Genomic DNA, 10,639 nt, shown 5'->3' with positions numbered 1-10,639 from the left:
TCAACTCGATGATCGCGGCCGTGTGGATGATCGTGTCGATGCCGGCCACCGCCGCCTCGCAGACGGCTTTGTCGGTGATGTCGCCCTGCAGCACCTCCAATTTCGGGTGCTGGGGTAGCGGCGACGGCGCACGGTCGAACGAACGGACCTGGTGGCCGCGCTCCAACAATGTCTTCACCAGGTTGGCACCGACAAAGCCGGAGCCGCCGGTAACCAGGACGCTGCCGAGTTCGGTCGTCAGTGATGCATCACCCATGCGGGGGAGCATAACTGAAACGTGTTCCAGTTTGGAACAACAACCAATGCTTGAGTTTGTCGGGAATCAGTCGTGTTCGGCGTCGCCCGCGGCCAGTGCATCCGTGATCCGTTGGCGGGCACCAGCTAAGTGCTCCTCGCACCGTTTGGCTAGTTGCTCGCCTCTTTCCCACAGCTTCAGCGACGCATCGAGATCCAGGCCGCCTTGCTCCAAAAGCCGCACGACTTCGATTAGCTCATCTCGGCAATTTTCGTAGCCGAGCTGACTAATAGGAGTAATGGAGCCCGCTTCGTCTCCGCTGTCTTCAGGAACCATTTGTGCGTCCTTCACTAACCGCTGCGATCGCGCCGTCGGCGACCCGCACCCGCAGTCTGGTGCCGGCAGGTGCGTCGTCGATCGAGCGTAAGACTTGCGTTGTTGGCCCATTCGCCGCCTGGACTTCGACTTGTACTTCGACTTGTACAACGGCATACCCGCGGGCCAATGTGGCGGCCGGCCCCAGCGTGGCAAGCCGCGCGGCCAGGTGCCCCACGCGCTCGGTCTCGACGCTGAGCATCCGGTTCACGTCGCGGCGCAGCGCAGCCTGGGCGCGGTGCACCTCCTCGGCGCGCGTGGTCACCATCCGCAGCGGCTCGGCCAACACCGGACGGCTACGCAGCTGAGCAAGCGCGCGCTGCTCGCGCGAGACCCAGTTGCGCAGCGCTTGGGCGTTGCGGCGGCGCAACTCGTCCAGCAGCCGCTGTTCGGCGGCGGTGTCGGGGACGACTTTCTTGGCGGCGTCGGTCGGGGTCGCGGCGCGCACGTCGGCTACCAGATCACACAACGGGTTGTCGGGCTCGTGTCCGACGGCGCTGATCACCGGTGTGCGGCAGGCCGAGATTGCGCGACACAGCGTTTCGTCGGAAAACGGCAGCAGGTCCTCGACACTGCCGCCGCCGCGGGCAATCACGATCACCTCGACGTCTGGAGCCTGGTCGAGTTCGCGCAATGCCTCCACGATCTGGGCGACCGCATTGACTCCTTGAACGGCGGTGTTGCGCACCGCGAATCGCGCCGCGGGCCAGCGGGCGGCCGCTACCGTGGTCACGTCACGTTCGGCGGCGCTGGCCCGGCCGGTGATCAAGCCAATCGTGTTGGGCAGGAACGGGATTGGTCGCTTCAGCCGCGGATCGAAGAGTCCCTCGGCGGCCAGAAGTTGGCGGAGCCGTTCGATGCGGGCCAGGAGCTCGCCGACCCCGACGGCGCGAATCTCGCTGAGCCGCAACGAGAACGTGCCGCGCCCGGTGTAGAAGGAGGGCTTGCCGCACACCACCACCTGCGTGCCTTCGGTGAGCTTGACCGGAGCGTTGAGGACCAGGTCGCGCGAGCAGGTGACGCTCAACGACATATCGGCGGCCGGGTCGCGCAACACCATGAACACCGTGTTGGAGTTCGACCGAAGATTCATCTGGGCCAGTTGACCTTCAACCCAGACGGTGCCCAGCTTGTCGATCCAGCCGGCGACCCGAATGGCGACCGCGCGAACTGGGAACGGATTCTCGGGCGAATTCGCGGCGGGTTCTCGCTGCGAGGCGCGGCTCACTTCGCGGAGGCGCGGGTAATTCTGTTGGCGAGCAGTGTCTGGAAGGGCGCGCGGGCCTTGGTGGCCTGCTCGTAGGCCAGCAGGGCTTCGAGTTCGGCGACGTCCAGCGACTGCAACCGCGCCCGCAGTTGGGCCAGGGTTAGCTGCGGGTAGTCGAGTTCGGTTGCCACGGCCGGCTCCGGCACCTTGGCGTTCCCCCCGGACTTGGCGTCCGCCTTGGCCCCAGCCTTGGCTTGCCGGGCTGGGGCGGGCTTGGTGGGTGCATCCGGTTCGGCCGACTCCGCGGTGTCGGACACCGAGTACAGCGCGAAGCGTCCCTCAGCCCGACGCTCGGCATCGACACCGTCGACGGGGATGTTGGAGAACCCGCTCGCCCCGCCGTCGATGACCTCCAGATCCTCGTCGAACGTCGCCCACTCGGGTTGCTCGTCCTTGGCCGGGAAGATCGACTCCAGCGTGGTGTCACCCTTTACGACCAGCTCAGCCAGATTCTGCTGAAAGCGCATTACCAGCTGCGCGGCCTGGCTGGCCAGGGTCATCGGGTACATCAGGATGGTTCGTGGCAGCTTGAATGTCTCCTCGACGGCGACTGTCGCCGCACCGACCAACAGCCGAACCCCATACGGTGCAGTAGCCATGGGTCCAAGACTGCCTGAAGCAGCGGCTAACTCCAAGCTGGCAGCGCAGGCGGCGGGGAACAGGTCGGGAAATGGCGCGCGAAATGGCATACGAAATGGCATAGGTGTGGCGGCGGAACGTACCCTGAACGGCATGGCTCCGACTATCGATATGGGGATTCCCGGCGCTTCGATATCGGTCGCCGCCGAAAGCGCAGTCCCGGACCGCAAGCGGGTCTTGCTGGCCGAGCCACGCGGCTACTGCGCCGGCGTGGACCGGGCTGTCGAAACGGTGGAACGCGCGCTGGAAAAGCACGGTGCGCCCGTCTACGTGCGTCACGAGATCGTGCACAACCGGCACGTGGTCGACACTCTGGCCGCGGCGGGCGCGGTGTTCGTGCAGGAAACCGACCAGGTTCCGGAGGGGGCCATCGTCGTCTTCTCCGCGCACGGCGTCGCACCGACGGTGTATGCGGCCGCCGCCGAACGCAACCTGCAGACCATCGACGCCACCTGCCCGCTCGTCACCAAGGTGCACAACGAGGCCAAGCGGTTCGCCCGCGCCGACTACGACATCTTGCTGATCGGCCACGAGGGTCATGAGGAAGTCATCGGCACGGCCGGAGAGGCCCCGGACCACGTGCAGCTGGTCGATGGTGTCGATGCCGTCGATCACGTCAAGGTCCGCGACGAGGACAAGGTGATCTGGCTTTCGCAGACCACGCTGTCCGTCGACGAGACCATGGAGATCGTGGAACGGCTGCGCCAACGTTTCCCGAAACTGCAGGACCCTCCCAGCGACGACATCTGTTACGCCACCCAGAACCGACAGGTAGCGGTCAAGGCGATGGCCCCGGAATGCGAGCTGGTGATCGTCGTCGGTTCGCGGAATTCATCGAACTCGGTGCGGCTGGTCGAGGTGGCGCTCGGCGCCGGTTCACGCGCGGCGCACTTGGTGGACTGGGCCGACGACATCGACCCCGGGTGGCTGGATGGGGTCACCACCGTGGGCGTCACGTCCGGGGCGTCGGTCCCAGAGGTGCTGGTACGAGGGGTGCTGGAGCGGCTCGCGCAGTACGGCTACGACATGGTGCAACCGGTGACGACGGCCAACGAGACGCTGGTGTTTGCCCTGCCTCGGGAAATCCGCCCAGCCCGCAGGGGCTGAACCGGCGGCTAGGAGTCGTACTCCCAGGTTTCGGTCTGGGGCCGCCGCGACGAGCTGCGCGGGGACCGGCTGCGGCGATCCGAGCGCGGTTCGTCGCGAGGCTCGCTATACGGCGGCTGCCCGCGGTAGCGCACCTGGGAAATCGGGTGGTGGGTGGGATTGGAAGTCGAACCCGACGGCGCGGCGCGCCGACTCCGCGGCTCGTAGGGCGGGTACGGCTCGTAGCCGCCTCCGCGACGCTCGTGCCGGCTGCGGCGTTCGCCACGCTCGGACGGCTCGGGACGGTCGTAGCTTTCGTACGGGTCGAAGCGACTGCTGCGCCGTTCGGGCCGCTCGTAGGACCGCTCGTAGGGGTTGCGTCGGGGGTGGGGCTCACGGCGCATCTCGCGTGGTGGTGGCGCGCCCAGCTCGTCGTCACCCGGTGGACGACGCCGGCGTGGCCGCGGCGGCGGGTCGGCGGGGTCATAGTCGGCGTATTCGCGGGGCACCGTGCTTCGGCGCGCGGCGCGGCGCGGACGGTCGCCGTCGGATTCCAGTGAGTCGTCCGGTCGGGCGTGCCGGGAACGGGAGCGCGCTGGGCGCTGTGCTGAGCGGCTCGCGGTTCGGCCGGCACGACTCGAACTGGCTGCCCGACGCTTCGCGTGCGCAGGCGGTGCGTCGGCAGCGGCGTCAGAATCGTCGTCGGCGGTGTCACCGGCCAGCAACGAGGACACTTTCGCCACGAGACCACTGATGAACGAGGGGCGTGCGGTGGCGTCCTCTTTGGCCGCCGTGCTGTCCATCGCTTTGTCCGCGGTGGCAGCCGTCCGGCTGTTCTTGCCGAAATACCAGCGGATCAGGCCGATGAACAGCACCAGACCCGCAGTGCCCAACATCAGCGGGAATCGCTCGATCAGCGGATAGCCGCAGTTGATCAGCAGATCCTTGAACTTGTCGACCTTGCCGCCGTGAAAGAGCCAGTAGGCGCCCGGCACCGTGCAGAACAGAATCAGCGGCGGCTGAATGACCGCCGTGAAGACCGCCGCCTGCCGGACCGCCAGGATGGCCGCCACGCAGCCGGCGATGTAGAAGCCGGCGAAGGTGTGCGTCAACTCCTTGTGGCCGGCGTCGAACGCATACCCCACGGCCGTCAGTCCGACGGCGACAAGTACCGCCGCCCACCACGGCACACCTGCGATGTTGGGGACGATCGAGCGGTGGCTTGGCTCCACCGCTGTTCTCTCCCGCTGCGCTGACACATGTTGACCGTACCGGCTGAGAAGCCAAAGGCCCGTATATAGCTGGACAGTCGCCGCTGGCGTGCCCCCTAAACTTTCTTACTCGTGAGCCTAAGCCTGGGAATTGTCGGTTTGCCCAATGTCGGCAAGTCGACCCTGTTCAACGCCCTGACCCGGAATAACGTGTTGGCGGCCAACTATCCGTTCGCGACGATCGAGCCGAACGAGGGCGTGGTGTCCCTGCCCGACCCGCGGCTGGACAAGCTGGCCGAACTGTTCGGCTCGGCCCGCGTAGTCGCCGCGCCGGTTACCTTCACCGACATCGCCGGCCTGGTCAAAGGTGCTTCCGAGGGCGCCGGATTGGGCAACAAGTTCCTGGCTCACATTCGCGAGTGCGACGCCATCTGTCAGGTGGTGCGGGTGTTCGCCGACGACGATGTGACGCACGTGTCCGGCGAGGTGGATCCGAGATCCGATATCGAGATCGTCGAAACCGAGCTGATCCTCGCGGACCTGCAGACGCTGGAGCGGGCACTGCCCAGACTCGAAAAGGAAGCGCGCACCAACAAGGAACGCAAACCCGCGCACGAAGCCGCTCTGGCCGCACAGCAGATCCTGGACAGCGGGAAGACGCTGTTCGCCGCGCAGGTCGATGTTGGTTTGCTGCACGAGCTGAACCTGCTGACCACCAAGCCGTTCTTATATGTCTTCAATGCCGATGAGTCGGTGTTGACCGATGACGCGCGGATCGCCGAACTGCGCCAGTTGGTGGCGCCGGCTGACGCCGTATTCCTTGATGCCGCAATCGAAGCCGAACTCAACGAACTCGACGACGAATCTGCGGCCGAACTGCTGGAGTCGATCGGGCAGACCGAGCGCGGCCTGGATGCGTTGGCGCGGGCGGGTTTTCACACACTCAAGCTGCAGACGTACCTGACGGCAGGGCCAAAAGAGGCACGGGCGTGGACCATTCACCAAGGTGACACCGCACCGAAGGCGGCCGGGGTGATTCACACCGACTTCGAGAAGGGCTTCATCAAGGCCGAGATCGTGTCCTACGACGACTTGATCGCCGCTGGTTCGATGGCCGCGGCGAAGGCGGCCGGAAAAGTCCGGATGGAGGGCAAGGACTACGTGATGGCCGACGGGGACGTCGTGGAGTTCCGGTTCAACGTCTGATTCCGGTTCAATGCGTGGGTGCTAGCGCGTCTCGAACGCGTCTGACTGCCTTACTCTTTCGGCATCGAGGAAAAGGAACTCTAGCTGGATTCCGTCGGGATCACGGAAATCGGTGTCCACTGACGAATCGTGTCAGCCGTCGAAGCCCAAATTAACGCTAGAATTCTGTACATGACTACGTTGCCGATCGCTGATGTGCGGGCCAACCTCTCCAAGTTGGTGGATGAGGCGGTGCGAACCCATCAGCGCGTGGAGGTGACCAAGAACGGGCGTCGTGCCGCCGTGCTGATGAGCGCTGACGACTATGACTCGCTCATGGAGACGCTCGAAATTCTGGGTGATCGAGGAGCGATGGAAGCCATCCGCGAGGCGGATGCCGATATCGCGGCTGGTCGGGTGTACCCGCTAGACGAGGTGGAGGCCGAACTCCGCGCGAAGGGTGTCATCACTTCATGACTTACCGGGTCGAACTGACTCGGCGTGCTCGGCGAAGTCTGACCGAGGATCTTCCTGAGGTTGTCGCCGCGGCCTGTTGGGAGTTCATTCGCGGTCCGCTTGCCGAGAATCCTCATCGGGTCGGTAAGCAACTGCGCGAGGAGTTGGCCGGCCGCTGGTCGGCCCGGCGCGGTCAGTTCCGGGTCGTCTACGAGATTCATGAAAGCGTTGTCATCGTCCGGATAATCGACGTACGACATCGTCGTGACGTTTATCGGTGACGGAATGTGGTGGAGTTTCGGTCCAAGGCTTAGCCGGGTTCATCATCTCGTCCCTATCCGACTCTGCCTATCACGCTAGAATTCTGTACAAGACGACCCTTCCCCTGGCCGAAGTTCGGGCGGGTCTATCGACACGCCGCGGGCGATCAGCAGGTGCGGTGCGTTGGCGTCCTCACCGATCTGACGGTGTTCGACGATGCGGCCGGTGCGCCGGAGCGTGTCGATAACGTCGGGCACCGGACGGAGGTGAAAGCCGTGTCCCGTGAATGGCAGTTTTGCCATGACGTCGGGGTCGGCCAGTCCGATGACGAGTCGACCACGGCTGTTTATCACCCTGGCGAGCTCTTGGAACGCTTTGTCGAGTTCCGCGACGAAGTAGATGGTGTTGACGGTAATGACGCCGTCCAATGCCCCGTCGGCAAAGGGCAGCTGCGTCATGGATCCGGAATGCAAAGACAGTCGCCCGGAAGCGATTTCGCGGCGGTAGCGCCCCGCGGCCTGGCTGAGCATCGTCTCTGACACCTCGACACCGTGCACACTGCCCGACGGCCCAACACTGTCGAGCAGAAATTTCAGCCCCACGGCGCCACCGAATCCGACATCGGCCACCGCCGATGCTTCATCGGCTTGCAGCGCCCGCGCGGCGGCGGTCACCAAACGGCGGTTGCCCCGATTGAGTGCCGCACCTACCAAGCGTCCGCGCAGACCACTTGGATGACCGAGCTGCTTGGCAATACCTGCCATGACGGCGTCCCTGACCCCCATCTGACGAACCGTAGAGCACGGCCACTGGTGCGGCATGGCTTTTTAGCTGAAGTTGGAGAGAGTCGAGGCATGCTGTACCGCATTTACTGTCGGCCTATCCTGAAGTAGTTATCTGCGCCGGCAGACGAGGACGGCTGCGACCGAACGGAGACTCAACCGCTGATCAGCAAACGCGGGTCGAAATGCGGTTCGACTAGTTGATGATGTCGGCGCGGCCTTCGGCGTGGATTGCGGCCAGCCGGTCCCGCCACATTTGGAGAACTTCTGGTGTCAGGCGCGTCCAATCCGTGACCTCGCCGAGGATGCGGAGCGGCGCCCTGGAGCGGTAGGACCGAGTGGGATTGCCTGGGAACTTCTTGTCGGTGACGTTCGGATCGTTCTCGAACTCCCCGGTCGGTTCCACGGCATAGACCCGCGGGGCCCCGTCGCCCGGGGCGAGCTCGGCGGAGAGTGCGGCGCCGTCGCGTAGCGCGGTGAAGTAGATGTGGTTCATCACTATTTCGGGCCGGTAGTTGGAACGGAAGCCGGCGGTGAGGTGGTCTCCCACCTGCAGTTCGGCTTTGGTGCCGTGAAAAAAAGGCCCTTCGTCCAAGGTTCCATCCATCTCGACAGGTTATAAATTCTCGCGCCGCTTGTCGGTACCGGACGCGCAACACATTGGAGCTGCCGCCGGACCGGGTCGCACGCGGCGGGCGATCCTCGATCTGTGGGTGCGGTCAGGACACCGTGAAGCCGGAGGTCGAACCGGATGCGTCGATCGGCGTACCGTCCGCCTCGACGGGCCACTCGATCTCCAGCTCGAGTTCGCGCTTGAGCTGCCTTCTTCCGGAGTCCTCGACCTCGATTTCGACGCTGAACGTCGTCGGCAAATCCATGGCTATGGCCTCTGATCCCTCGCCAAGGGTCAGCGACCCCTCACGAATGCGCCCTGCGATCGACTCGAGCAGCCCGGCGAGCTCGTCGCGGCTGAACTGTCTTTTGCTCTTGAGCAATCTTCCCGTGTTCACGTCTTCTCCTTGCTTAAGGTGACTTCTTTCCATGGTGGCATGAACGCCTGACAGCGGCGCATACGCGAACAAGCGTGGCGGAGTCCCTCGGCTCAGGCTTAGCGCCGGTGTCGATGTGCTACCGATTTAGCTGGCCGCGCGACATATAAACCTCGCACACGACACGCCGAAAAGCGTGTGCGTGGTTTATATCTCGACGATTACTGGGTCGCGGACAGCTGGCACCTAGCGGCAGTGCTCAGTACGCCGTATTGACGGCGGTCGAGGTGGGCGTCGGGGCAGGGGCACTCGGGCCGGTCGGCGCTTTCGTCGGGACGCTGGGAGCTTCGAGGGAGCCGTACTGGGGGCAGTAGGCCTGGATCGCAGCCCCGGTGAAATACGCCGCGTTGAGCGCCGGCCAGTTGGTGGCGTTGGTGACCTTGGTGGTCAGATCCGCGGTGCTGGTGTTGGGGTTGTCGTGCAGGGAACCGCAAACAACGGTCTTAGCGACTTGGATTGCCTTGTCCGGCGGACCGAAGTTCATGCCAGAGGTGCCGAGGTTCGTCAGGAACGCATCGTCGGTGGCGTCGGCGTAGGCCGGCGCGGCCAGGCCCACGGCAACGGCAAGTAGCGCTACGACTTTCAGCATGACGTCCCCTCCTCGCAGCCCGCGGTGTGCCGAACTCGCGGAAAGGCCAGTTTAGCCAGCTACTGCCAAAGCACGGCAACACCGGCGGCCGCCAGCGACAGCACCCCGGCGGCGACGAACATCGAGCGGGCCACTGACTGGCCAGACCGGCGTTGCCGGGCACTGCCCACGCCGAGAACCCCACCCAGAACGACCAGTATCGCCAGCTTGATTCCGAGCTTGGGGTAGTTGAGCACTATGCCGGCGGGCCACGGCGCCGCTAACACCAGGCCGGTGAGCAGAGACAGCAGCAGTCCGTAGTCCATCACCCGGACGAAGCGGAGGCGACGCGAAGCGGCTTCGGCGCTCAACGCTCCGAACGTCACCGCGAAGCCGGTGATATGCAACAAGACTATGACCCGGCGCAGTAGTTCCACGCCGGATAGCCTAGGGTCAATGTCCTACTCGCATAGGGTATTTGGTGATGCTGGCGCGGCAAGGCGCCGGAAGATCGCAGCCTGTCGCACGAGAAAGCCGCGCTCGTCGAGCTTTTTACGCCGCATCCAGGTGGTCACCTCCGAGTTGCATTTGCTCGCATTGCACGGCGCGCAACTCGGCACCACGTTGGCCAGCGTGTAGCGTCCGCCGTTGGCGATGGGCAGCATGCAATCCTTCTGCAGGTTAGTTCCCGACGTCCCGCAGTAGGCGCATGTTCCCCAGGCGGACTTCAGCGCTACCCACTGCTCCTCGGTGAGGTCATGGACGTGCCGAGCCATTCGCCGCTTCCGGCGACGCGCGTATCGCTGCGCACGGGTCGGGCGCCGAGCGGACGTCATTTGAGCACGTTAACCGGTCAATCGCGTGTTGGGCGGCAGCGAAATGCGAGCAAATTTTGAGGGCTTCACCTCGACCCCTTCGGGTACTACAGTATGTAGTACTCACGCTTTAGGGGAGGCGAGATGCGGTGGCGGGGTGTCAGTCACGTCGAGTTCGCGGTGTTGGACTACGAGAACTCGCTTGAGTTCTACGATGCGCTGTTCGGTTGGCTCGGATACAGCAGCTTCTCGTCGTTGAACATGGAGTACCAGTCGATCTACTACATGACCCGATATGTCAACCCGCACAGCTACATTGGCATCCAACCGGCCCGTACCGGGACGAAGCTGACACACGGCGACCAGGCGGTCGGCATCAATCACATTGCGCTGTGGGCTAGGAACAAGCGAGAAGTCGACCGTTTCCATCGAGAATTTTTGCTAGAGTGCGATATTCGTGTCACAGACGATCCCAGGGAGTACCCGCAGTATTGGCCTGGCTATTACGCGGTTTTCTTCGAAGACCCGATCAACGGGATACATTGGGAGCTTGCGTGGGTGCCGAAAGTTCCTACGCCACGCCAAGTTTGGTCCTTTTACCGAGCGTTGAACGGGTTCGCCAAGAGTAGGTCGGACCTGGCGAACACCGTGCCTGGAGTGACATGGCAAGCGAGACGGACTCTTCCGCGCCGATAGGCATATACCAAATT

General features: G+C 64.2%; 16 protein-coding genes. 5 read left to right on the top strand and 11 right to left on the bottom strand.

The window, feature by feature from the left end; genetic code table 11:
* From A5634_RS01530 to A5634_RS01515, 4 genes are all read right to left on the bottom strand, one after another.
* On the bottom strand, window positions 1-268 hold a 268-nt coding region (locus A5634_RS01530; RefSeq protein ID WP_155769296.1), incomplete at its 3' end, for an NAD-dependent epimerase/dehydratase family protein.
* Window positions 269-322: 54 nt separating this feature from the next.
* Window positions 323-571 carry an exodeoxyribonuclease VII small subunit gene (locus tag A5634_RS01525; RefSeq protein WP_065142330.1) on the bottom strand — a complete coding sequence of 83 codons (249 nt, stop codon included), beginning with the start codon at window positions 569-571 and terminating at the stop codon, window positions 323-325.
* Window positions 561-1,838, bottom strand: coding sequence for an exodeoxyribonuclease VII large subunit (gene xseA, locus A5634_RS01520; RefSeq protein ID WP_065142329.1), 1,278 nt, complete (start codon window positions 1,836-1,838; stop codon window positions 561-563). Before xseA ends, A5634_RS01525 begins: the two co-directional genes overlap by 11 nt.
* Entirely contained in the window at window positions 1,835-2,476 is a 642-nt protein-coding gene (locus A5634_RS01515; RefSeq protein ID WP_065142328.1) for a lipid droplet-associated protein, read from the bottom strand. Before A5634_RS01515 ends, xseA begins: the two co-directional genes overlap by 4 nt.
* 133 nt (window positions 2,477-2,609) lie before the next feature.
* Between A5634_RS01515 and A5634_RS01510 the strand changes: the two genes are divergently transcribed.
* A complete protein-coding gene (locus A5634_RS01510; RefSeq protein ID WP_065142327.1) occupies window positions 2,610-3,623 on the top strand; it encodes a 4-hydroxy-3-methylbut-2-enyl diphosphate reductase in 1,014 nt (337 codons plus the stop codon).
* A gap of 8 nt (window positions 3,624-3,631) precedes the next feature.
* Here the strand turns inward: A5634_RS01510 and A5634_RS01505 are convergent, their stop codons facing one another.
* Window positions 3,632-4,861 carry a DUF6542 domain-containing protein gene (locus tag A5634_RS01505; RefSeq protein WP_216638699.1) on the bottom strand — a complete coding sequence of 410 codons (1,230 nt, stop codon included), beginning with the start codon at window positions 4,859-4,861 and terminating at the stop codon, window positions 3,632-3,634.
* 84 nt (window positions 4,862-4,945) lie between these two features.
* Between A5634_RS01505 and ychF the strand changes: the two genes are divergently transcribed.
* The 3 genes from ychF (at window position 4,946) to A5634_RS01490 (ending at window position 6,735) form a co-directional block, all read left to right on the top strand.
* Entirely contained in the window at window positions 4,946-6,019 is a 1,074-nt protein-coding gene (gene ychF / locus A5634_RS01500; protein ID WP_065142325.1) for a redox-regulated ATPase YchF, read from the top strand.
* 171 nt (window positions 6,020-6,190) lie between these two features.
* Window positions 6,191-6,475 carry a type II toxin-antitoxin system Phd/YefM family antitoxin gene (locus tag A5634_RS01495; RefSeq protein WP_065142324.1) on the top strand — a complete coding sequence of 95 codons (285 nt, stop codon included), beginning with the start codon at window positions 6,191-6,193 and terminating at the stop codon, window positions 6,473-6,475.
* Window positions 6,472-6,735 carry a type II toxin-antitoxin system RelE family toxin gene (locus A5634_RS01490; RefSeq protein ID WP_065142323.1) on the top strand — a complete coding sequence of 88 codons (264 nt, stop codon included), beginning with the start codon at window positions 6,472-6,474 and terminating at the stop codon, window positions 6,733-6,735. Before A5634_RS01495 ends, A5634_RS01490 begins: the two co-directional genes overlap by 4 nt.
* A gap of 75 nt (window positions 6,736-6,810) precedes the next feature.
* Here A5634_RS01490 and A5634_RS01485 read toward each other — a convergent pair whose 3' ends face one another.
* The 6 genes from A5634_RS01485 to A5634_RS01460 all read right to left on the bottom strand — a co-directional run bounded on the left by A5634_RS01485 (window position 6,811) and on the right by A5634_RS01460 (window position 9,950).
* On the bottom strand, window positions 6,811-7,500 hold the full coding sequence (locus A5634_RS01485; protein ID WP_065142322.1) for a class I SAM-dependent methyltransferase: 690 nt from the start codon (window positions 7,498-7,500) through the stop codon (window positions 6,811-6,813).
* A gap of 193 nt (window positions 7,501-7,693) precedes the next feature.
* Complete coding sequence (gene arr, locus A5634_RS01480; protein ID WP_065142321.1) at window positions 7,694-8,104, bottom strand: NAD(+)--rifampin ADP-ribosyltransferase; 411 nt, start codon at window positions 8,102-8,104, stop codon at window positions 7,694-7,696.
* A 112-nt stretch (window positions 8,105-8,216) separates the two neighbouring features.
* On the bottom strand, window positions 8,217-8,507 hold the full coding sequence (locus A5634_RS01475; RefSeq protein WP_172831584.1) for an amphi-Trp domain-containing protein: 291 nt from the start codon (window positions 8,505-8,507) through the stop codon (window positions 8,217-8,219).
* 238 nt (window positions 8,508-8,745) lie between these two features.
* Window positions 8,746-9,135, bottom strand: a complete 390-nt coding sequence (locus A5634_RS01470) for a DUF732 domain-containing protein (protein ID WP_065142319.1) — start codon at window positions 9,133-9,135, stop codon at window positions 8,746-8,748.
* Between the two features lie 59 nt (window positions 9,136-9,194).
* Window positions 9,195-9,551 carry a Fe-S protein gene (locus A5634_RS01465; protein WP_065142318.1) on the bottom strand — a complete coding sequence of 119 codons (357 nt, stop codon included), beginning with the start codon at window positions 9,549-9,551 and terminating at the stop codon, window positions 9,195-9,197.
* A 24-nt stretch (window positions 9,552-9,575) separates the two neighbouring features.
* On the bottom strand, window positions 9,576-9,950 hold the full coding sequence (locus A5634_RS01460; RefSeq protein ID WP_065142317.1) for an HNH endonuclease: 375 nt from the start codon (window positions 9,948-9,950) through the stop codon (window positions 9,576-9,578).
* 123 nt (window positions 9,951-10,073) lie between these two features.
* On the opposite strand from A5634_RS01460, the gene A5634_RS01455 reads away from it, so the two are divergent.
* Entirely contained in the window at window positions 10,074-10,625 is a 552-nt protein-coding gene (locus A5634_RS01455) for a VOC family protein (protein ID WP_065142316.1), read from the top strand.
* Window positions 10,626-10,639: the final 14 nt, after the last annotated feature.

This window comes from Mycobacterium asiaticum, assembly GCF_001673365.1.
Taxonomy (GTDB): domain Bacteria; phylum Actinomycetota; class Actinomycetes; order Mycobacteriales; family Mycobacteriaceae; genus Mycobacterium; species Mycobacterium asiaticum_A.
This window is presented reverse-complemented; position numbering and strand designations above follow the sequence as displayed.

Coding starts and splice junctions, on each gene's coding strand:
- A5634_RS01525 (WP_065142330.1), bottom strand. CDS start 571: ATGGTTCCTGAAGACAGCGGAGACGAAGCGGGCTCCATTACTCCTATT.
- A5634_RS01515 (WP_065142328.1), bottom strand. CDS start 2,476: ATGGCTACTGCACCGTATGGGGTTCGGCTGTTGGTCGGTGCGGCGACA.
- A5634_RS01510 (WP_065142327.1), top strand. CDS start 2,610: ATGGCTCCGACTATCGATATGGGGATTCCCGGCGCTTCGATATCGGTC.
- A5634_RS01495 (WP_065142324.1), top strand. CDS start 6,191: ATGACTACGTTGCCGATCGCTGATGTGCGGGCCAACCTCTCCAAGTTG.
- A5634_RS01490 (WP_065142323.1), top strand. CDS start 6,472: ATGACTTACCGGGTCGAACTGACTCGGCGTGCTCGGCGAAGTCTGACC.
- A5634_RS01485 (WP_065142322.1), bottom strand. CDS start 7,500: ATGGGGGTCAGGGACGCCGTCATGGCAGGTATTGCCAAGCAGCTCGGT.
- arr (WP_065142321.1), bottom strand. CDS start 8,104: ATGGATGGAACCTTGGACGAAGGGCCTTTTTTTCACGGCACCAAAGCC.
- A5634_RS01470 (WP_065142319.1), bottom strand. CDS start 9,135: ATGCTGAAAGTCGTAGCGCTACTTGCCGTTGCCGTGGGCCTGGCCGCG.
- A5634_RS01460 (WP_065142317.1), bottom strand. CDS start 9,950: ATGACGTCCGCTCGGCGCCCGACCCGTGCGCAGCGATACGCGCGTCGC.
- A5634_RS01455 (WP_065142316.1), top strand. CDS start 10,074: ATGCGGTGGCGGGGTGTCAGTCACGTCGAGTTCGCGGTGTTGGACTAC.